This window comes from Campylobacter concisus, from assembly GCF_015229955.1.
In the GTDB taxonomy this organism is placed as follows: Bacteria; Campylobacterota; Campylobacteria; order Campylobacterales; family Campylobacteraceae; genus Campylobacter_A; species Campylobacter_A concisus_AT.
The window spans coordinates 1-19,788 of sequence record NZ_JAAKYZ010000003.1 but is presented as its reverse complement, the minus strand read 5'-3'; the positions used below and the strand labels follow the sequence as shown (position 1 = coordinate 19,788).

At 33.3% G+C, this 19,788-nt stretch carries 24 protein-coding genes; 1 reads left to right on the top strand and 23 read right to left on the bottom strand.

What is annotated here, in order from left to right:
* Positions 1-17: 17 nt before the first annotated feature.
* The 16 genes from G6W45_RS05710 to G6W45_RS05640 form a co-directional block, all read right to left on the bottom strand.
* Positions 18-1,973, bottom strand: coding sequence for a type IA DNA topoisomerase (locus tag G6W45_RS05710; RefSeq protein WP_194167812.1), 1,956 nt, complete (start codon positions 1,971-1,973; stop codon positions 18-20).
* A 13-nt stretch (positions 1,974-1,986) separates the two neighbouring features.
* Positions 1,987-3,207, bottom strand: coding sequence for a type IV secretion system protein (locus G6W45_RS05705; protein WP_021091994.1), 1,221 nt, complete (start codon positions 3,205-3,207; stop codon positions 1,987-1,989).
* Position 3,208: 1 nt separating this feature from the next.
* On the bottom strand, positions 3,209-3,484 hold the full coding sequence (locus tag G6W45_RS05700) for a hypothetical protein (RefSeq protein WP_021091977.1): 276 nt from the start codon (positions 3,482-3,484) through the stop codon (positions 3,209-3,211).
* A gap of 69 nt (positions 3,485-3,553) precedes the next feature.
* Positions 3,554-4,429 (bottom strand): ArdC-like ssDNA-binding domain-containing protein, encoded by an 876-nt coding sequence (locus G6W45_RS05695; protein WP_103620028.1) that lies wholly within the window; start codon positions 4,427-4,429, stop codon positions 3,554-3,556.
* A gap of 41 nt (positions 4,430-4,470) precedes the next feature.
* Complete coding sequence (locus tag G6W45_RS05690; RefSeq protein ID WP_021092004.1) at positions 4,471-4,668, bottom strand: hypothetical protein; 198 nt, start codon at positions 4,666-4,668, stop codon at positions 4,471-4,473.
* A gap of 199 nt (positions 4,669-4,867) precedes the next feature.
* Positions 4,868-6,673, bottom strand: coding sequence for a type IV secretory system conjugative DNA transfer family protein (locus tag G6W45_RS05685; RefSeq protein WP_194167931.1), 1,806 nt, complete (start codon positions 6,671-6,673; stop codon positions 4,868-4,870).
* Between the two features lie 52 nt (positions 6,674-6,725).
* Positions 6,726-7,136: a plasmid mobilization relaxosome protein MobC gene (locus G6W45_RS05680; protein WP_194167811.1), complete on the bottom strand. Its 411-nt coding sequence runs from the start codon at positions 7,134-7,136 to the stop codon at positions 6,726-6,728.
* Entirely contained in the window at positions 7,133-8,080 is a 948-nt protein-coding gene (locus tag G6W45_RS05675; protein WP_103587021.1) for an ATPase, T2SS/T4P/T4SS family, read from the bottom strand. Before G6W45_RS05675 ends, G6W45_RS05680 begins: the two co-directional genes overlap by 4 nt.
* Positions 8,073-8,279 carry a hypothetical protein gene (locus G6W45_RS05670; RefSeq protein WP_103574918.1) on the bottom strand — a complete coding sequence of 69 codons (207 nt, stop codon included), beginning with the start codon at positions 8,277-8,279 and terminating at the stop codon, positions 8,073-8,075. The genes G6W45_RS05675 and G6W45_RS05670 overlap by 8 nt, the downstream gene beginning before the upstream one ends.
* A 9-nt stretch (positions 8,280-8,288) precedes the next feature.
* The gene (locus G6W45_RS05665; RefSeq protein WP_103574917.1) at positions 8,289-9,512 is read right to left on the bottom strand and encodes a DNA type IV secretion system protein ComB10; all 1,224 of its coding nucleotides are present in this window, start codon (positions 9,510-9,512) and stop codon (positions 8,289-8,291) included.
* 1 nt (position 9,513) lies between these two features.
* Positions 9,514-10,740, bottom strand: coding sequence for a TrbG/VirB9 family P-type conjugative transfer protein (locus tag G6W45_RS05660; RefSeq protein WP_103617581.1), 1,227 nt, complete (start codon positions 10,738-10,740; stop codon positions 9,514-9,516).
* Complete coding sequence (locus tag G6W45_RS05655) at positions 10,737-11,387, bottom strand: VirB8 family type IV secretion system protein (protein WP_021091981.1); 651 nt, start codon at positions 11,385-11,387, stop codon at positions 10,737-10,739. Before G6W45_RS05655 ends, G6W45_RS05660 begins: the two co-directional genes overlap by 4 nt.
* A 1-nt stretch (position 11,388) precedes the next feature.
* Entirely contained in the window at positions 11,389-11,511 is a 123-nt protein-coding gene (locus G6W45_RS09955) for a hypothetical protein (protein ID WP_021092012.1), read from the bottom strand.
* 2 nt (positions 11,512-11,513) lie between these two features.
* Positions 11,514-13,979: a VirB4 family type IV secretion/conjugal transfer ATPase gene (locus tag G6W45_RS05650; protein WP_194167810.1), complete on the bottom strand. Its 2,466-nt coding sequence runs from the start codon at positions 13,977-13,979 to the stop codon at positions 11,514-11,516.
* Between the two features lie 9 nt (positions 13,980-13,988).
* Positions 13,989-14,231, bottom strand: coding sequence for a hypothetical protein (locus G6W45_RS05645; RefSeq protein WP_103587016.1), 243 nt, complete (start codon positions 14,229-14,231; stop codon positions 13,989-13,991).
* A 17-nt stretch (positions 14,232-14,248) separates the two neighbouring features.
* Complete coding sequence (locus tag G6W45_RS05640; RefSeq protein WP_103617579.1) at positions 14,249-14,566, bottom strand: hypothetical protein; 318 nt, start codon at positions 14,564-14,566, stop codon at positions 14,249-14,251.
* Between the two features lie 604 nt (positions 14,567-15,170).
* Here G6W45_RS05640 and G6W45_RS05635 point away from each other — a divergent pair.
* Positions 15,171-16,790 carry a relaxase/mobilization nuclease domain-containing protein gene (locus tag G6W45_RS05635; protein ID WP_194167809.1) on the top strand — a complete coding sequence of 540 codons (1,620 nt, stop codon included), beginning with the start codon at positions 15,171-15,173 and terminating at the stop codon, positions 16,788-16,790.
* A gap of 172 nt (positions 16,791-16,962) precedes the next feature.
* Here the strand turns inward: G6W45_RS05635 and G6W45_RS05630 are convergent, their stop codons facing one another.
* The 7 genes from G6W45_RS05630 to G6W45_RS05600 form a co-directional block, all read right to left on the bottom strand.
* Positions 16,963-17,268, bottom strand: a complete 306-nt coding sequence (locus G6W45_RS05630; RefSeq protein ID WP_103575001.1) for a type II toxin-antitoxin system RelE family toxin — start codon at positions 17,266-17,268, stop codon at positions 16,963-16,965.
* Positions 17,258-17,509: a hypothetical protein gene (locus G6W45_RS05625; RefSeq protein WP_021091971.1), complete on the bottom strand. Its 252-nt coding sequence runs from the start codon at positions 17,507-17,509 to the stop codon at positions 17,258-17,260. Before G6W45_RS05625 ends, G6W45_RS05630 begins: the two co-directional genes overlap by 11 nt.
* A gap of 11 nt (positions 17,510-17,520) precedes the next feature.
* The gene (locus G6W45_RS05620) at positions 17,521-17,772 is read right to left on the bottom strand and encodes a hypothetical protein (protein ID WP_103585942.1); all 252 of its coding nucleotides are present in this window, start codon (positions 17,770-17,772) and stop codon (positions 17,521-17,523) included.
* An 83-nt stretch (positions 17,773-17,855) separates the two neighbouring features.
* Positions 17,856-18,095 carry a hypothetical protein gene (locus G6W45_RS05615; protein ID WP_103560449.1) on the bottom strand — a complete coding sequence of 80 codons (240 nt, stop codon included), beginning with the start codon at positions 18,093-18,095 and terminating at the stop codon, positions 17,856-17,858.
* Between the two features lie 11 nt (positions 18,096-18,106).
* Positions 18,107-18,481 carry a hypothetical protein gene (locus G6W45_RS05610; RefSeq protein ID WP_194167808.1) on the bottom strand — a complete coding sequence of 125 codons (375 nt, stop codon included), beginning with the start codon at positions 18,479-18,481 and terminating at the stop codon, positions 18,107-18,109.
* 10 nt (positions 18,482-18,491) lie between these two features.
* The gene (locus G6W45_RS05605; protein WP_021091986.1) at positions 18,492-18,731 is read right to left on the bottom strand and encodes a hypothetical protein; all 240 of its coding nucleotides are present in this window, start codon (positions 18,729-18,731) and stop codon (positions 18,492-18,494) included.
* Between the two features lie 10 nt (positions 18,732-18,741).
* Positions 18,742-18,981 carry a P-loop NTPase family protein gene (locus tag G6W45_RS05600; RefSeq protein ID WP_021091982.1) on the bottom strand — a complete coding sequence of 80 codons (240 nt, stop codon included), beginning with the start codon at positions 18,979-18,981 and terminating at the stop codon, positions 18,742-18,744.
* Positions 18,982-19,788: the final 807 nt, after the last annotated feature.

The window sequence follows — 19,788 nt, the reverse complement described above, 5'->3', positions numbered from 1 at the left end:
TCCTTTTTATTGTTTTATTATTTTTTCTTTATTGCTTTGTTTATAAAATCTTTACAAATATTTAGATTTTTTTCGTAATCTTTTGGCAGTGCCATTCCTTTGTCTTTAGATAGCTTTTTAGCCAACTCTATTTGTTTCTCGCTTGGTGGCACTACGACTTTGTCCTTATTTTTGTCAATAAAATTAGAGCAAATCTTCCAATCTTTTTCGATGCCGTCTGGCAATTGAATATTTAAACTATGTGCTATATTTTTAGCCCACTCGAGTTGTTTCTCGCTTGGTGGCTTTTGTATGCTATCGTTTAGCTCTTTGAAGCCCATTTTCTCATGGAGTGGTCTTATAAAGTCTAAATAGTCAACCTTTCCATTGCTAATTTCATCTAGCACGCTTTCCATTTGTTTCGTAAATTCGCTTTGTGTGATCCACTCATCGTTGTTTGTTTTTATAGTTTCAATAAAATTTATACCCTTTGGCGTTGCTATGATATTGCTATTTTTGCCTTTTGTTTCGATGCTTACGTACTCTCTTTTAATAAGTGTTGGCAGAAATGTTGCATACGTGCTTGGACGTCCGATACCTTCTTTTTCCAAAAGAGATATAAAATTACTTTCTTTATAGTGCTGTGGCGCTTGCTTTTTTACTTCCTGTAGATTAAATTCTAATATTTGGAGCTCGTCGCCTTGAGCTAGATTTAATGTTATCTCTTGAATTTCTTTATCTTTGTCGTCTTCATCTTCAGTTGTGGCTACGATAGCATTTTTAAATCCTTTATAGATACATTTGCTCGTTTTTGCCTTGAAGCTTAGCGTCTTTATATCTATATCATATATAGTATTTTCGTTAATCGCATTTTTGGCTTGACTTTGAACCGAATTTAAAAAGATAAGCTCATAAAGGCTTTTTTCGTCATCCGTTAGGCTTTCTTTTTTTGCTATTTCTTCTATTTGGTTAAAATCATGTATGTGTGAGATACGTATTGCTTCATGTGCTTCTGCTTGGCTTTGACTTCCTGCTTTATATTCTTTTTTCTCATACCATTCTTCATTGCCAAATTTAACGCCTACTTCATCTATAAATTCGTTTGATAAGCTGTTACTATCGGTTCTATGATAAGTAATTAAGCCTTTTTCGAATAATTTTTGAGCAAGGCTCATCGTCTTGTCAGGGCTAAAGCCCAATCTTTTATTTGCGTACTCTTGTAGTTGCGATGTTCTAAAAGGTGCTTTAGGCTTTTGTTGTGCCTGCTTAACATCAATTTTATATACTTTTGCTAGGCTACCAGCTAATTCAGATATTTTGGCGTTTGCTTCATCTTTGTCTGTAAATATATTGTCATTTACCGCATTAAATTCTATGCCGTCCTTTGTTTTAAGTTTTACTTTTATTTTATAATCGATCTTTGCGTTTGCCTTATTTTCTAGAAATTCTTTTATTTCCAATTCTCGCTTTACAATTAGAGCAAGAGCTGGGGTTTGCACCCTGCCTACGCTATTGTTTTTATCATTTAGCTTATTGATGTATGTTGGCGACATGATAAATCCCACTAGCTTGTCGCCTACCGCTCTTGCCTTGAAGCTATCAAATTCTTTTAAATTTGAGTTTGCGAAAGGCACAGCACTATCTAACCCCTTTTTTATTCCACTCTCTGTGATCTCGTGAAATTCTGCACGTTTAACGCTTTTTGCTATATTTTTAATAGTTTGATAAACCATATAGCCTATTCCGTATCCCTCTCTATCAGGGTCTGTCGCAATTACGACATCTTTTCCTTTGCAATCATTAAATATTGCATTTATTCGGCTTTTGCTATCTTCTTTGAAGTCAAATATTGGCTCATAGTCCTTAAAATCAACTACTATTTGATTTGTAAGCTCTTTAAAATGCCCTTTTGTAGCATAAACTTTTGCTCCAGTTATTTGCTCTATCTTATTGACCTTGTTTGGGCTTTCAATTATGATTATTGTATTTTGCATGTTTTACTCCTTTTTATGGTGCTACATATCCGCCACGAAATGTTTTATACTTTTCATATGCTTTTCCTACGCCTTGTCCTATTGCTTTTGAGCCTGCGCCGATATCTTTTATCAAATTTGCACCTGCTCCTATACTTGCACTAGCTATTTGTCCTGCTACTCCAGCTCCTGTAGCTGATCCAAATCCACTTACTGCTCCGCCTATAAAACTTCCGCCACCAGCTTTTCTAGCTAATCCGCTTAATATGGTCTTGCCTGCTACTGCACCAGCCACTATTCCGCCAGTTACACCGCCACTTCCATTTTCCATCTGCGTACCAAGCACTGCGTTGATCCAACTTGGAATTTTCCTTAATAAAAACAATGCTGTTATGCAGGTTATCGATCCTGTAATTAGGTATTCGAATTGTTTAGTAAATAGTTCGCCTATATAATCTTGGTATTTCTCTAGTTCTAAAATTGGATTCATTGCTAAATTTAGGGCTATAAACGCTAATGGTGCAATAATTGCGTATGATAAATAGAGCTTATACCAGCTCCATAAATATGGTAAAAATTTTGGCATTATTAAAAATGGTATGACTAAAGGCAAGGTGCTAAGTATTAGAAATGCCATAAATTTACTAAAGAAAATCACTATTGTAATTCCTATCAAAAGTATAAAAAATGCTAAATAAAAAATCCAAAAAGGTATCATACGAATTGCTGTTATCACACCTGCCGATAAATAATCCATTACGCCGTTAAAGCTAATGCCTAAAAATGACCACTCTTGCGATTGTAAATACTCTTTTGTTCCGTAGCTCCACATCATTTCTCTTAGATTATCGATCCTGTTTGCTGACTCTGTCACAATCGATCCAAAGTCTTTATTTTCAAAAATTGAGCTAACTATTGCGGTTATTGCGTTCTCTGGGATTGTCAGAATGTATAAAACGCCCATATAGGCGTTAAAGGAGCTAAGAGTTGCAAATATGAAGCATAGCAATATTAAATATTTTATAGCTCCGAAGATCTCATCTCTTGTTGGGTAGCCATTTTTAACTCTACCTAATAGCCAAAACACCACTATAAGAATTATTATAGTTTCCGATGCAGTTGAATATACTAAATCATGCGATCCATTATAAAATTTTTCAAATAAGCTCATTACGTTTTCTTGCATAACGGCTTGTACTTTATTAATCCAATTACTATCGGTTAATATATCTTTTGCTACTTCTGTCTGTGCCATTTTACGCCTTTGTTATTTCTTTCATATATGTTTTTATTGATATTAGTGCTCTCCCATTACCTAATGGATTTTTAGTCTTTATTTTTTTTATTTCTATTTTTTTATTATTTTTTATAATTGTTTCTGTTGCGATTTCTTCTTCAAAGTATGGACTTTGCATTTCTATGATAAAATTTTCCGTATTTTCTTTTGTGGTAGGGTTGCCCACATTTGTTTGAATTTTGCTATTGTTCTTTTTGTCGCTCAGCCCTAAAAAATTTATAAAATCGCTTAACATCTTTTTCCCTTTTTACAAACAATAGGGAGCTTTGCTCCCTATTTGTCCTAAGTTTCGTTTATGACCTATTTATCTCTCCATGCCCTTGTTTTGCTCTTTGGTTTGAGCTTTTTCTTTGGTCATGTCGATCTTTTTAGCTGGATTAAAATAATCTACACCTTTAATTTGAGCTAGCGTTAGGTTGTTTAGCTGTTTCTCTAAATTTCCGCTTATTCCCAAGGTCTTGTTGTAATCTATTTTTACTTCAAAATCTTGATTTTTCGCTTGCTCTCTATAGTGCTGGATTGCTGTTAGATCTCTTTCTTTGATCTTGCTCTCGTCTAGTCCATCAAACTGACTTACGTGATATAGAGTTTTTGTTTCTAGGCGTGGATTAATTGGGATTTTTTCCTTTACAACATAGGTCATTGCTTCCCCTGTCTCTTTGTCATACTTTATATTGCCGTCTTTGTCTTTAACAACAGCCATGATTTCTTTACCATCTCTGTCTAGTTTTGGTCTAATCTCGTGGTCTGCAATATAGAGCATTTTAACACCATCGACTCTAGCTTGTAAGCCATTTTTAGTGGTTAGGATTTCGCCTGTTTTCTCATCGTGTTTTAGCTTTAGTATTCCGCCCATTGCGTTACCTTGCTCCATTGTCACAAATTGAGGCTTGTCATAACCTTTTATAGCCATTTCGGCTCTCAATAGCATACTAGTCTCTCTCGAGTATGTGGCTCCAGTCTTTGCGTTGTATGGAATTGTCCTATCGACTTCTTCTTTACTCATATCTTTTTGCCAGTCTGCTTTTGCTGTCTTGTGGGCTTCAAAGAGCTTATATTTCATGTACTTATCAAAGCTCTCTTTCTTTTCAGCGTTATCCATCTGATTCCAGCTTTTTCTCTCTTGTTGAGTGGCATTTTCTTGTTGTTCTGACTTGATATACTTTGTAAAATCAGCCATTTTTTATCCTTTACATCTGTTAATAACCTATAACTTTTGGGCTATAGGTTTGAGTTAGGCTCATTTTCTTCTTCTATGATTTCGAGGCTTTGGTGGTCTTTTTTTAGGTAATCCCACTTCTTGCTTTCATCATCGTTGATTTCAAACTCGCCGTCTTGGCTCTCTTCGAATTGCTTTGCAAGATACATCTCATACTCTTTATATGCTTCTTCTTGCTTTAGCTTTTCTGCATAGGTCATTTTCTACTCCTTAGGACAGATTTTTAGAGTTTTTAGGCTCTAATCTAAAATTTAGGTTTTTTATTAAATTTTAGATTAAAAACTTTATAAATAATAAAATATATAACAATAAAATATTAAAAAGTAAAAATATTTAAAGCTTATAAATACTATTGCTTTAAAATTATTGGTAATATTTATAAATTTTTTTAAAAAATTTCTACTCTTTATCTATTTTTATTCTTAATGATTTTAATAATTCATCTCTTTGCTCTTTTCTTTCATCTTTTACTTGTGTTTGTTCTTGATTTGTAATTGTCTTAGTTGTTTCTGCTGTTTCTATAATTTCTTGGGTCGATACTACTTCTACTTTATCTGCCCCTTTAAATTGCTCTATTTTGAACCAATACGGCACTTTCGCCTTGATTGGCATTTTAAAAAATCCTTTAACAAGTATCAAAATATCGCTACTATCCTGATTTTTTAGGTCTTGTGCTGTGACCAGCTTCTTTGCTTCTTTGCTTTTTGAGATATTGCTTTTAAAAAGATCCATATTGCCTTGCGATTTACTTATTTTTATGTTGGTGTAATCGCCTATTAGCTTACTTGTGTCTTCAGCGTCTTTGTCGCTGTTCATGCCAAAAATTACTTGATAACCGCTGTTATTTTTAACGATATTCATATCATCTTCGCCATAATATTTTTTGATTTGCTCATAGCTTTGGGTCACAAATACAGGCAATAAGCCATAGCTCCTACATAGTGCTGGTGCTTCTAGCAAGAATGGCATTTTTCCAAATCTAACGAATTCGTCTAAAAATGCGTAAATAAATTTATTTAAATCACTACATTCTTTTCCGCTCATAAGCTTTTTAAATAGCGTTTCTACAAAAATTCTTATAAGTGGTGCTAGGATGTCCATATCTTCGGTTTGAACGACTACGTACATCGATATTCTTTTTTCTCTTAGGTCTTCAAATGTGAAGCTCATTTTGCTGGTGGCACTAGCAACTTGTGGGTTTGTAAAAACTTTCATAAAAGTATCGTATGTCGATTTTATCGATGCAAACTCATTGTCGGCAGATTTTGAGTAGGCTCTAGCTTGATTTCTTGTATTCTCATCTATAGTTTCGTCAAAACTAGTCTGTTTGAGCCAAATTTTGAAAGTATCTACATCATAATCTCGTTCTCTTGGTTTCGTTGGATCGTCTTCATCAGGCTCTTTCATGGCTTCTTCGCCAAATTTCTCATCAAGATAGTCGAAATAATCAGCCTTTGGTGCTTGTGCCAATTGTGCCAGTGTTGCGTGCTTGTCTTTTTGCATAAAATACTCTGCAAAAAATACAAACATTGTTTTTGCCGATATTATCCAGTGATCGTTTTCTCTACCTTTTTCGCCTACAAATATTGTGGAGGCGATCTGCTCGGCTAATTTTTTTATATGAAGATATTGCAAATCTTTAACTAGGCTATGATCAAACGGATTAAAAAATAATGTATTATCCCAGCTAAAAGGGGAGAATAGCTGGATTTCATTGTTAAAATATTTTTGACGATAGCCTGCTGTTTTTACGTAAAGCTCCCCTTTAATATCCAATACTACGCAAGAATTTGGCACACTTAATAAATTTGGGATAATCATACCAGCCGTTTTTCCGCTTCCAGGAGGTGCTACTACTAATGTCGAGAGCGGTTGCGTTGCACGTATAAATTTTGGGCTTGTGCTGTCAATGTCAAAACATCCTAGCACAAGTCCTGTTTTGTAGTTTATCTTCATCTTTTCAAAATCTGCTGGCGTTGCAAACCTTGCTGATCCATAATCTTCATTATCTCTTAGATATGGCATTAGCCACCAAATTATAGCGACCAAGAGTGGTGCTATTAGTGCAAATACCGCGACATAGGCTTTCATTTTTAACGTTGGCGTGCCAATATTTTGTAAAATTTTAAATGCCACAATTGGTACATTTACTATGTCAGGGTTAAAAATAAGTTTTACAACTACCAAATATGCAATTATCCCCATTATTATGGATGTTATGTATATTAATATCCACTTTTTAGCTGTAAATTCTTTGCTATTCACCTTGCAATCCTTTTATCTCTTTGTTATTAGGTTGCTTTGTTCGTTCTACGTCTATTTTTATTTTTAGCTTACCGATCTTATTACTTAGTCTTTCTATTGCGTCAAAAAACTCATACATAGTCTTTTCTAGGTCGCTTTTAGCTTCTTCTTTTTTTATAATGTGAGCATTTAGGTGATATGCTATTTGGTTTAAATTTTTTCCGAGATGCTTAAATTCTTTCAAAAAATCAGCTAAAATTTCATTATTAATTTCAATTTGTTTTAGGGTTTGCATATATTTTTCAATATGAATTAATTTTCGAACGACTGCCGATTTACTCTCTCGTCTTTGATTTGCCAATTCATTTAATTTTTTTAAATCTGGCAAAGTAAAATATATGGAATGTCGTTCATTTTTTTTCATGCGATCATCCTTGCAATATCTATCTCTTTCAAATTGAGGATATCTGTAATTACTCTTTTATTTTTTACCCTTGCTATTTGAATGATATAGTCAATTGCTGTCATTATTAGGCTATCAAGCATACTTTCGTCTACATTTGATAATCCACCGCCTAATATAATGTTTGTTTTTATTGCTTTTATGGCATCTTTTGGGTTGTTCGCATGTAGTGTGCTTAGGTTGCCTGCGTGTCCTGTATTATTTACTCTTAAAAATGAAAACGTATTTCTGATATCTATCTCGCCTAAGAAAAGCCTATCAGGTCGCAAACGCATTGCATTGTCGATCGCTACTTGGTAGCTATAAATTTCTGTTGCTATTTTCGGGACGGCAAGTTGAGTTTTATTTATGTTTTCAACTCTTAGTTCTTGGCTATCTTCTATGGTTACTACTCGCTCGCTTGGGTCTATTTCCCCCATTAGTGAGTTTAAAAAACTTGTCTTTCCGCTTCCAGTTCCACCGCTTAAAAGCACATTCTTTTTTTCGTGTATCAAGTCTTTTATTTTTTCATAGCTCCAGCCGTTATTTATGCATTTTTCACTTAGGATAAAGCTTTCGAGTGGATAAATTTCTTTGCTTGGTATCCTTATGCAGATTGCTATTTCGCTATTAAATAGGCTTGATTTGTGCTGTGCTTGGACACGATATCGCAAAAATGGACTTGGCAATTCACAAGACAAGTGACAATGGCTTTCATCAAAACGTTGATTTCTTCTAGTTGCCAGCTCGACTAAAAAACTATTTAAAAATTTAGCATCTAGTTTTTCGTCTTTTACCACTTCCCAGTGGTCGCCATAATCTATATTAATTTCGCAAGGCTGGTTAAAAATTAGCTCATTTGCGTTTAGATTTAGATATGGCTTTAAAACATTGAGAATGTTTTTTAAAATTATACTTTCACTCATCTTGCTCGTTTTGCTTTTGGTCTGGTGCTTGGCTCATTAAATTTCTTTTTTCTTCTAGCAACATCTCAAGCTTTTGTTTCTCTTTATCTGCATTCACTTGAGCTTTCTCGGTTTTCTTTACCTGTTTTGCTATACGCTCCAAAATTTTGTTATAAGCGTTTTGGTTTTTGATTTCCGCTTTAATATCTTCTAGTTGCACACTTGCTCCTTAATCGTTGAAATATTGCATTAAAACTTCACCATTTTTAGGTTTTGCAAACCACATGTGATTTGTTGGTACTAAAAATATACGGCTTCCGCTTTTAATTTCAATTGTTGGTTTAATTTGACTTTGTTGTTGGATTATGTCTTGAACTACACTACTTACATCGCTTCTTGAATTAGAGTAAATTTCATTTACATAGGTGTTGTTTGCATTGTTTCCGCTATTAATTTTCGATGCTATGCCTAAAAGCAAAGCATTTGTAATTGTTGAGATTGAATATGCTATGCCGTATCTTTCCCAATATTTGTTATTGACTGCTCCAACTGCTCCTGTCATACCCATATTATCAGCCACTATTGCATCTGTTAGCATTATGTTTATGCCTTGTGGCGTGATAATCTCTCGCCATCTAATTTCTAATCGTTCGTTTCCGATTTTGGTGTCGTTGGTATAAAATCCTATTGCTTTACTTCCACGTGGTATCAATACGGCTCGCCCCATTGCGGCATATATATCTTGCTCTATTTGAGCCGTAACTATTCCGCTTAAATCCGAGCTTATTGCACTAGTTAATATGGCTGGGATTAGTCTGCCAGCTCTAATTGTGCGATACAGCCTATGCTCATTTGTGCTTATATCAACTGGCTTTTGATTTGAAAAGCTATCAACGCCATATTTTGAGCTGTTTTGATTTACGCTTTTTACTTCATTATTGCGATTTGCTAAAATTTGCGCTCGCATTAGCTCCTGCATTCGTTTTTTATACGCTCTTTGGTTGTCTATTGCCATTTCTTGTCGCAATTGTTCTTGTTTGGCTTGAAGCTTGGCTTGTTGTTCTCTTGCACGCTGTGCCATTTGCTCCTGCTCTTGTATATCTTGCTCAGGCGTCTGATCTTGCAAATTTTGATTTCTTTGTGCATTTAAAGCATTTTGTTGCTTGTTGCCTAGCTTCTCGAGTCTGTTTAAAATCTCAGTTAAATTCTGATCTTCATTTGGCTCTCTCTTGCCAGCTTTATAAATATAATCATCTACTGGGAATTTTGAATTTTCGAATAGATGATTTAAATTTGTTTGATTTTGCAGATTCCTGATCTTATCGTCTTTTGCTTTTTTGCTTATATTTTCGTCATCAAATATTTCAGCCGTAGCTGTATTGGTGGCAAAAAGGGGGGCAGATATAACGCTAATTGTAACTATGCTTAAAAATAGTCTATTCCCCTTTTTCATTTTAAATTCCTTTAGCTTCATTTATTGTTTTTCTGTTTTCTTTTTGGTGCTGTCTTATTGCTTCTTTATCAGTATTTAGGTTTTTTCTTATTTCTTTTCTATCTCTTTCTTCTTGCGTTTCTTTTCTCTCTACGCACACATAGCTATCGCCACTTTTAATAGTAAATTTTGGATTTATGGTTTCGGCTATAATGTAATCTCCTATTACTCTTGTTTCTACTGGGCTGTCCTGCTTGTCGATAACCGCAAAAATTGTAGGAATTTGTGGCATTTCATCTTTGGCATATTTAAAATATGTAAATTTCTTGTCGCTAAAAATTTCTGCTGACAAAAGCCATTCATTTTCTTTTTTCGCCTTTTGCGTATAGCCAGTATATATATCGCTCTTTAGCACTTTTAGCTCTGCTATGCCATCTTTTATGATTTTATATTTATCGCTTTCATCTTTTGCTTTGGCTTGCTTTGCTTTTTGTACTTCATCGTCTTGTATGCGAATTACAAAGCTTGGATCATTCGTATTCTTGTAATCTGTCGAATATAAATAAAATGTGTGGATTTTTCCATCGCTTGTAAAAATAGTTAGACTTGTATCAATTCCTATAAGCTGTGGGATTATTGCTATCGCATTTGCTTTGCTTGGTATTTGCTCTACTTTAAATCCTGTTTGGTCACCCAATACAAAATTATCTATATCATTATCAAATATAAGCGTTGTTGCCATTGCTTGGCGAGTACGTATTTTATGCGTCTTATTTGGTACGTATTTTATTGTTTGTGTATTTTCATATCCGCTATAATTTTTAGTGTGGAATTTGTTTTGTAGTGCTTTTAAGTCCTGATTTCTTATGGCATTTTGCATAAGCTCAAGCTCTTCTTTGCTTATATCTTGTGATTGCTCCACACCCATTCCATCTTGCTCTGGCATTTGCGCCATTTGTGGTTGAGAATTATTAAATTTTGCTAGTTGCGGATGATTGTTCTGCCCCATACCAAATGGTTTTACCTTAAAATTTGATTGAACTTGGCTATTAACATCCTTGTTTTTGTCATTAAAAATATCTTCGCCCATTGAGCCGTTTTTTTGCTGTTCATTAACTAGCTCTTGTGTCTGTCGCATAATTGCACGGACTTCATTCATTTGTTCTTCGCTTAATCCGCCTTGGTCTTGTGCTGCATTTAAATTTAAAACAAATAATGCTATTAAAGATAATCTAGTTAAATTTTTCATTTCTTATCCTTTTCATCTATTATCTGCGTTACTTGATATTTGTTCACTATAAAGCCTGTTGGGTTTTTCATTGTGTCCGCATAATTACTAGTTTGGTTACGGAAGTCATACTCTATTGCACTTCTATATTTTTTATAGCTAACTTCAGTGCGAGTTGGATTTGTAATTTCTGCTTGAAAATCTATCGTAGCTACATTTTGGCTTAAAATCGCTACGTTTAGAATTTTTATATCTCTATAGTAGTTTTTGGTAGTGTAAATTGAATTAGGATCGCTAACTAAATTTTCGAACGCTTCCCATACCTGTCTACTACTTTGCGTACGTATTTCGTTGTAACGCTCGGCATCATCTATGCGATTAATTAGCTCTCTATTTTTCACATATCCTGCAAGTATGCTTTTTAAAAGCTCTTCATTGTTTCTAACGTTTAGACTGGTATCGTCTATTGTCACAAACCTTGAGTCGCCATCTGAAAATTTTAACAATACAGGCTTTGTCTCTTTAAGAGGCGTTAGTAGTGCTATCGCAACGGATAAACTTATGCTAACTATTGTTAAAGCAATGATCACATAAAACATATACGCTTTTATGTTTCGCTCCGCCTTAAAAATAAAATTTGGGTCTACTTTTTTGTCTTCGTATGCCATATTAACCTACTTGTATGATGTCGTAGCAAGCGCAAGGGCTTACTTTTTCTATTTTGCTTGGCTTATCAGCACATCCGCTTAAAAATATCATTAAAGCCGTTGTTACAATTACTGCTAGTTTCATTTTTAGCTCCTTTGTTCTTTGTGTTCTATATAGTATTTACGCCAATGTATTGGGCTTTCAGTCTTTAATTTTTTTATCAAATTTACGCTATCTGAGCTTGACGAGAATACTCTTAAATAATTTCCTAGGCTTGACAAATTGACATTTAGTTTTGCGCTCTCGTTTCGTAGCTTCATGTTTAAAAGCACCTGCCTAGCATTTGATTGAGTGTCTTTTAAGAATTTAGCTTCCGTAGGCGTTAGTCCTATTATCTCGCTTAGCTGATTTAGCGTATCTTCATTGTTTGTTGGGAAGATAAGAAAATTTGCGATATTGTCAAGAAATGATGAGCCACGCTCATTTCCGTTAAATAGGCTTATGTTTTGAAAGCCAAAGCATCCAACACCGCCTATCTTTCTCCACTCCAAAATACCTTCAAGGATTTTCTCTGACATTACTTCGTCTCTTAGATAGTCCTTTAACTCGTCTATAAAACAAAAAAAGCCACGTATATTTTCGCTATTTTTTGCCTGATTTTTCAGTCTGTGAAATACATACATTGCGGTGAGAGCTGATACCTTTTTGTTTGGCAATATTCCATCCATATTTAGAACTGATAGCTGTTTTGTGAAATTTAGGGCATCTTCCTTGTTATCAAAAATTGAGCCCTTATAATTTCCAAATCTAGTTTTTAATCTTGCTTCATTATCAGCTGGCAGTGAGTCTATAAAATCGCTTAACGACAATATTTGATCCGCTTGCTTATTATCAAAAAGCCTATTTATTGTTTCTCTAATATCTTTTGTTGCATCATGCTCTTCAGGCTTTAGCTCTGCCATTGAGCTTAGCCATGACGCTAAAAATTCTCTATTCTCTGCTGTATCGGCTAGGCTGAATGGATTGAGCTTAAACCCATCGCTTTCGCTATCATGATATTCGCCGTCCATGTAGTTCGTAAAGCAATACATACCTCTTAGCTTGTCCATTGCAAAAATACTTACAGGATATTTAAAGAGGTTTGTCATTAAGAACTGAATTGTTGTTGTTTTACCAGTTCCTGTTCCGCCTATGATCATTGTATGACCTGCTGGTCTATCTCCATCAGGCTGGCAGTGAAAGTTAAACAAAAATGGTGTGCCATTTAAGTGTTTAAAGGTCGTAACTGCTTCGTCGCCCCAATCGTTTTGGTTGAAACCAGTTACTTCGTTTTCAAAATTTGCGATCGTAGCTAGGTTACTTATGTTTAGGGTTTTCTTTCTTGCGTTCAAATTTCCACGACTTGGGAAGAGGCTAAAATATAGTGCCTTTTGGTTTATGGTTTCTCTAACAACATTTAAACCTTGATTTTCAAGGATATTTTTTAGTTCGTTTGTGCGATTATCCAGTTCCGCTAGATTGTCGGCTAGGCAATATATAGAAAAGCTCGTTTCAACTAGGTTTTCTCTATCTGCTTGGATTAACTCCATCAAATGATCCAGTTCTTGTTGGACTAGTTCAACTGAGAAAACTCTAGTATCTTTTATTTTTTTGATCGCTTTGCGTTTTTCATACGCCTTAAAGTAAATCATCGTCATAAACTCATGATCACTCTTAATTAAATTTGACGTAATGATTGACTTTATTTGCTCTGTTTCGTATGCCTTAACGCTAATAAATCTCGCATATTTTGTTGTGCCATCATTTCGATAAAATTCGATATAATCTTTTTTAAATTCGACATAAGAGCTAATATAGCTATCTGTAATTAATTCGTTTGTGTATTTTAAATTTGTTTCCTGTGCGTTTGAGTATGTGGCATAAAAATTAATTATCTCATCACTACTCATCTGGCGTGGCTGATACGTTGCCAAATGGTTTTTAATATTTAAGAGTGTGTTATTTAACAACTCCATTTTTTGCTTATAGTTTGAGCTTTCTTTTCTTTCGTCTTGTTCGCTAGTTACTTTTGTCTTAAAACTTTCAAGAAATCCAGTTATATTTTTAGTTGTAGTTGATATGAATAAAAAATATTTGATTGAATAAATATCTTGATTTTTTTCCCATTTTTCAATTATTTCATTTGCATATTGATTTATATTTTTTTCGATGTAGTCTTTAGCCTTGATTTTAGTTTTCTTGATAATTAAATTAGTTTCTACGCTATCTTTAAGCGTTGTAAAAAACATAATTCGATTTAAAAGATAGTCCATTTCAGCGTCAAGACTAATTCCTGCGTAGCTTGTCCCCTTTAGCTCCACTGCAATTGTTATGTTGCCATCTTTTGTTACAATAGCATTTTCGCCGTATTTGCATGCGATATTGTTCTCTTTTGCCATTGTGTATATTTCAGGTTCGCCAAGCATTATTATTTTGTCAGCTTTTCTATTTAATTGACTTATTTTTGAGCGGATATCGCTATTTTTTTCTTTTTTTGTTTCAGTTCCAAGCTCTTGCTTGTCTTGTTTGTTTTGTTTCCAATCTCTAAAAACATCTATAAGTCCACGAGCCATTATTTAGTCCTATGCAAAAAATTTTCTTTGTGAAATTTTAAAATTTGAGCCGATGATCTCATAGATATCTTCATCGAAAAATTCCAAAATAAAAAAAAGGCAATATAAAACTGCAACGACTGCCAACGAATACAAAATCAAGATAAACCATGAGATAAATCCAATTACAAAGATAATTAGTAAGCTTGTTGTAGTTAGCCCCATTATTTTTGTTTTTCGTGTTAAATCCATATAGCAGTCAGTTACAACCATTTTATACTCGCTTTAATCTACATTGCTGCGGCAGTTAGTCCGTAGCAAACTCCTAGGATTATTGATGCGATAATTACAAACCTTATGTGCTGTTTAATTTGTTCAACGTTAAAAAGTGCTGTAAGCATGAGGACAATTATCCAGAGAATTCCAATAACGAGTATAATCGTATTGAGAACACTTGCAAGACTACTTCCTGCTTCAGTTACTTGAGTATTAACATTTTGCTCAAGTGTTTTCAGTACATTTTGTCCACCACCTGATCCAAAAAGAAACAATGGTGAGCACATTGCCAGATAAAAAAGCTTTTTCGCTTTTGATAGAATTTTTTTCATTCCATACTCCTTTGTATTTTATTTTGTTTCCGTTACTATATTATTTTTTAAAAACGGACTTTTTGTATAAATATTTTTAAGATGTATGTTTTTATGGGAGTTCTGAAATATGATATAAGATTTTTTTAATTTTTTATTTACTTTTTAATTTTTCTAAAGTAACGTTTTTTTGGCACTTCATTTATTTTTTTTGTAATTTTTTTCTTTTACAAAATCTCGCTTTATAAAAAATCCATATTTTTTTATTTTTAATTATCTTTTGTATCTTTGACTATATATTTTTAATTTTATATATTTTATGTTAATTTATTTTCTTATAAATATAATTTTTCTTATCATCTTTATTTTACATATTTTATATTTTCTACAAATACTTTTTTTAATTACTATTCTTATTTAAAAAAATAAAATGAAATTTTATTTTTTATTTTTATTCTTTTGTAAAAAAGAATAAAAATCACACTATAAAGCCGATTATATCGGCATTTAGTGTAGAAAACGACATACAAAAGGGGTTATCCTGCCTATCTTCTCGCATTATATTTTTTTAACTTTACTTACACTAACATCATTACAAATCTTTTAAATAGTTGGAGTTTTTATTTTGGCTAGGACAGAAGCACAATGGGATGAATTTTTAAAAACTATCAGAGCTGGGCGAACAAAAAATTCAATAAATGAGCACAAAAATATATCTTTTAGCTCGAGCCATATTTCATCGATTAAAAATTCTTTCTCAAAAAATACAAAACAATCTGTTGTGAAGATGATTTCAAATTTACCACGTGAAAGTATTAAAAGATGTATTGACTACACTCTCAATAACTCAATTGATGGCTCTGCCATCAATGAAAAAGGGGAGAGAGTAAGCAGTGACGAAATTATTAAAAATTGGAGTAAGGATTTTGGCACAAATAAAAATTCAAAAGACGCTTGGCATCTTATTTTCTCAATCAATGAGCCATGCAATGACGAAAAAACACTAAACGCTTTAGTTGATAGTGTTAGTGAAATTTTAAGTAGAAATTTTATGGGGCATAAGTATGCTTTGGTGCTTCACACACATCAAAACAACCCACATGTGCATGTAGTTCTTAACAAGCGTAATGATATGACTAGGCGCAAAATTCATTTTGATACTCGTGACGAGATTAAAGATTTTTTCGACGAAGTTCGCACTGATTTTGCCTATTCGCTTGGTGCAAGAGGGTTAAAATACGAAAATAAAAACGCTATGCATAAGGATTTAAAAAAAGAATTTTCTAAAATAAAATCTAGTATCAACCTTGAGCAGGATAGCTATACGGCAAAGGATAAAACACTAGAATTTTACGAGCAAATGCAAGAAAAAAATAAGATAGAATATAATGCAACTTCCAGCCGTATTAAGGCTATGAATGATGAGATTGATTTACTAAAAAAAGCCAATGATGAGCTGACTAGGCAATTTTTACTCTACGTTCAGAAAAAGGGCAAAAAACGTTTTAGGCTGGGTAAAGAGCTAAAGGAGAATAATAAAATATTACTTCAAAAACGCAAGGATTTAATAAAAGAGATTAAGAAGCTTGATAGTCTTTCATATAAGGCTACTCAGATTAATGATATGCATTTGGCTCACTACAAGGATCAATCTGATACCCTTAAATTACTTGAAAATTTTAGTTATAACTTTAACAAAATTTATCCGCACGGCAAAGGCTCTAGTAAAGCCGACTGGTTATTTTCTAAAAAGGTAAAACGATCTATTGCTGTGCTTCGTGGGCGTGATGATAATGCTAAAAAATACTTTGATGATAGCTTAGTTGCTACACGTCTTTTGGGTCGCAATGAAAGTCTTTTTAAACTTAATAAAAAACTTGAAATTTTAGATCAAAGCCTTTATATTTTACATCACTCCGAGCTTGGCGATACTGAGAAAAATGAATTTAAAAAGCGACTAGATGATAATAAGGATTTTATATCCGATATATGTAAAAAACGCTTTGCATATATTGAAAATAAGCTATTAAAATCTGAAAAAATTAGTAAGGACGATTTTCTTTTAAAAGAGTATTTTAAAGGCGTATCCATGCTTGAGGCTACTGCTAACGAACGACTTGTTAGGATTAAAAATGAGCGTAGGCTTTATAAGGATGTTTTAGCTGAGCGTGAGGCTATGGGCTTAAATTCTTACTCTTCGTACGATAAAACTCAAAATGAAAAAAATAACGATCGTAGTAGATAAATGCTATTATCTACTATTTTAAAATTTCTTTGATTGTTGTTTGATAGTTTGCTAAAAAAATAATAAAATATACAATAATAAAACTACGTATAATTAAAATTAATAAAAATTAAAAATAGTAAATAAAGTAATTTTTTATAAAAATTAAGATAGTAAATATTAAAAAAATGTGTTATTTTGTTGGCACGTTCTTTAGAATGCTTTTTACATTCCTATCAGAATAAACTTCGTCTCTTTTACTTATATCGAGAAAAAGCACTATAAGCTCTTCGTCTTGTATAAAACATATTAAACGATAGTTTTTTACTCTATATCTCCATAATCCACTCAAATTCTCAGTTAATCCTTTTCCACTACTGCGTGGATCATCACTCTCCTCGAGTCGATCAAGAAACTTTTGAATTGGTTTTTTGATCGAGCCGTCAAGTTCATTAAACTTCTCTTTAGCATAATCGCTAAATCGTATCTTATAAGCCATTTTCTTTCTTTATATCAGCCCATGAGGTTGATTTGCTTCCGCTAGCCAAATATTCAGAATAAAGCTTTGCTCCAAGCTTTGCATCTTCAATGTCTTGCAAGGCTTCGCTGTCGATCTTATCTTTCGATGTGTTGATATACTTTATCGTATATGTTGGATTGCTGGCTTTGGCGACAGCGTTTTTTATGGCTTGGATAATTTGTTGGTTTAAATTTTCGCCTGTAATAGTTATAGTTTTCATGTGTTTGCTCTCTATTTTTCAAAGTCTGGAATAACTATAGGTGATTTATACCTAGTATTACATTCATATGCGTCATACTTCAATTTATTATATGCGTCTGATGTGCTTGGTTCGGTATTTCTGTATTTCTTTAAAATGATTTCACATTCTTCGTCACTCAACTCGTGCTTTTGTTTTTGTACCTTTGGCAGTTGAAACTCTGCACATCCGCTTAAAAACAACCCAGCTATTGCTGCAATTATCAAAACCTTATTTACTTTCATTGTAAATCCTTTTTTAAGAAAAATTATAACATATTGTATAAAATTTTACGTTATAAGGCTATTTGGTTTCTCGACCAGCTTTATCATACTCTGGCTCTTCTTTGCTCTTCTTCGTCGATCTGACACACTACTTCGTCGTCGTGCCATATCATGCACCCAAGGGAGTCTAAGTACTCAACCATCAACCTAACACTGCTTTTTAAAAATGAGAGCTCTCTATCACTTATATTTGCAAGCTCTCTTGACTCTAGTGGGAGCGGAGCTTTAATTAACTCATTCATTATTTCATTTGCTCTCTCAAATTTATTATAATCTCTATTCATGCTTGTCCCTTTTATGGTAATTTAAAACCTATTGCATAAATCGGATACACATTTTCTAGAAACCCACTTTTAGCCAAGGTTTCTCTTATTTCCTTGAAAGTATGTCTGCGATCATCATATTTGATCCAGCCACCTTCAATATCTTTTTTCTCAAAATACCAATACACTTCATCCATATTGATGTAGTTTTTTTCCACATACTCATGGTTAAGTGCCATGTTATTGAGATAATCGCTTGCTGGTTCGGCTAATTCCATCTCATAGTAATATTCACCATCTCTTGATTTATAAAAATTTACTACTCTATAGATAGACTCGGTTTTATCAAGTGGTCTATCCATGTCCTTTTTTAGGACTATTCTGTCATTTGATTTAAATTTTTGCATTTTAGACTCCTTAATTATTTAAGTTTGCTAGTAAATTTGACTTTTCGTCTTCTATGCTCTTAATTACATCTTCTTTATTTGTAATTTCGCAACCAAACTCGTCTGCTAGCTCAATTATGTACTTTTGAAGCCTAGCACATTCGGCTATGACTTCTTCGCTTTCATCATCCAAATCCCCTAACCACTTGCATTCTTTTAACGCCTTTAGCGTCATTTCATGCCTGCAATAGCTCATAAATATCTCTCTCATCTTCTACTCCTTATCTATTTTCTCTTATATTTTGCTCTATAACATCTTTTATGGCTCTTAGTGACTCATAAAATGATGTAAACTCGGTCTTTTCACCTTTATTGTAGGTCACATAAACTACGTTCGTTGTGTTCGTGTCGTTTAACATGGCTTCGTATACCACACCATTTCTTTGCATCGATATATGCTTTTCATCGCCATTTATCTTTCCGTATTGACTAAGTAGGTTAATTATGCTGTTTGCTTTCATCTCTTATCCTTTCTTTTTATAATAAGATTATATCCAAAATAAACTTAATAAATAATAAAACTATAAATAATAAAATATTATATAATTAAAATATTCAGTAGTAAAAAAATAACTTATAAAATAAAATAATCAAAATACAAGCATAATATTTAAGTATTTTTTAAGTTACATTATGCTTTTTTCTTCCCCCTTTTTAAATTTACACATCGCTTTTAGCGATGCTACTATATTGCGGGGCGTTGCGGGGTATCCCCGCTTAATACCATAAAGAGCCGAGACCTAGGCTCGGCTCTGGCGTTCCAGCACTCTAGTGCAGGTCGCCTGCCATAAATTTCGGACAATTTGTAAAAATAAATTTACTCAACAATGCATCAAACTCCCACACAAAGGGGACAAACCTAACTTCATCAATACTTATTTAAAGCTTAAACGTTAAAAACCATGGCTTTATTTTGACTAGCCAAATCCTGAACTATTGACGAGAAAATGTAAAATTTCTTACTATTTAAAAGCCTTACAAACGCCGATACAATGGGGCTAAACCTAACTTCATCAATACTTATTTAAAGCTTAAAGTCCAAAAAGCAGATGGCTCGCATTCGATTTCGTCTCATAAATTTCGGACAATTTGTAAAAATAAATTTACTCAACAATGCATCAAACTCCCACACAAAGGGGACAAACCTAACTTCATCAATACTTATTTAAAGCTTAAACGTTAAAAACCATGGCTTTATTTTGACTAGCCAAATCCTGAACTATTGACGAGAAAATGTAAAATTTCTTACTATTTAAAAGCCTTACAAA

Coding starts and splice junctions, on each gene's coding strand:
- G6W45_RS05710 (WP_194167812.1), bottom strand. CDS start 1,973: ATGCAAAATACAATAATCATAATTGAAAGCCCAAACAAGGTCAATAAG.
- G6W45_RS05705 (WP_021091994.1), bottom strand. CDS start 3,207: ATGGCACAGACAGAAGTAGCAAAAGATATATTAACCGATAGTAATTGG.
- G6W45_RS05700 (WP_021091977.1), bottom strand. CDS start 3,484: ATGTTAAGCGATTTTATAAATTTTTTAGGGCTGAGCGACAAAAAGAAC.
- G6W45_RS05695 (WP_103620028.1), bottom strand. CDS start 4,429: ATGGCTGATTTTACAAAGTATATCAAGTCAGAACAACAAGAAAATGCC.
- G6W45_RS05690 (WP_021092004.1), bottom strand. CDS start 4,668: ATGACCTATGCAGAAAAGCTAAAGCAAGAAGAAGCATATAAAGAGTAT.
- G6W45_RS05685 (WP_194167931.1), bottom strand. CDS start 6,673: ATGGGGATAATTGCATATTTGGTAGTTGTAAAACTTATTTTTAACCCT.
- G6W45_RS05680 (WP_194167811.1), bottom strand. CDS start 7,136: ATGAAAAAAAATGAACGACATTCCATATATTTTACTTTGCCAGATTTA.
- G6W45_RS05675 (WP_103587021.1), bottom strand. CDS start 8,080: ATGAGTGAAAGTATAATTTTAAAAAACATTCTCAATGTTTTAAAGCCA.
- G6W45_RS05665 (WP_103574917.1), bottom strand. CDS start 9,512: ATGAAAAAGGGGAATAGACTATTTTTAAGCATAGTTACAATTAGCGTT.
- G6W45_RS05660 (WP_103617581.1), bottom strand. CDS start 10,740: ATGAAAAATTTAACTAGATTATCTTTAATAGCATTATTTGTTTTAAAT.
- G6W45_RS05655 (WP_021091981.1), bottom strand. CDS start 11,387: ATGGCATACGAAGACAAAAAAGTAGACCCAAATTTTATTTTTAAGGCG.
- G6W45_RS09955 (WP_021092012.1), bottom strand. CDS start 11,511: ATGAAACTAGCAGTAATTGTAACAACGGCTTTAATGATATTTTTAAGC.
- G6W45_RS05650 (WP_194167810.1), bottom strand. CDS start 13,979: ATGGCTCGTGGACTTATAGATGTTTTTAGAGATTGGAAACAAAACAAA.
- G6W45_RS05645 (WP_103587016.1), bottom strand. CDS start 14,231: ATGGTTGTAACTGACTGCTATATGGATTTAACACGAAAAACAAAAATA.
- G6W45_RS05640 (WP_103617579.1), bottom strand. CDS start 14,566: ATGAAAAAAATTCTATCAAAAGCGAAAAAGCTTTTTTATCTGGCAATG.
- G6W45_RS05630 (WP_103575001.1), bottom strand. CDS start 17,268: ATGGCTTATAAGATACGATTTAGCGATTATGCTAAAGAGAAGTTTAAT.
- G6W45_RS05625 (WP_021091971.1), bottom strand. CDS start 17,509: ATGAAAACTATAACTATTACAGGCGAAAATTTAAACCAACAAATTATC.
- G6W45_RS05620 (WP_103585942.1), bottom strand. CDS start 17,772: ATGAAAGTAAATAAGGTTTTGATAATTGCAGCAATAGCTGGGTTGTTT.
- G6W45_RS05615 (WP_103560449.1), bottom strand. CDS start 18,095: ATGAATAGAGATTATAATAAATTTGAGAGAGCAAATGAAATAATGAAT.
- G6W45_RS05610 (WP_194167808.1), bottom strand. CDS start 18,481: ATGCAAAAATTTAAATCAAATGACAGAATAGTCCTAAAAAAGGACATG.
- G6W45_RS05605 (WP_021091986.1), bottom strand. CDS start 18,731: ATGAGAGAGATATTTATGAGCTATTGCAGGCATGAAATGACGCTAAAG.
- G6W45_RS05600 (WP_021091982.1), bottom strand. CDS start 18,981: ATGAAAGCAAACAGCATAATTAACCTACTTAGTCAATACGGAAAGATA.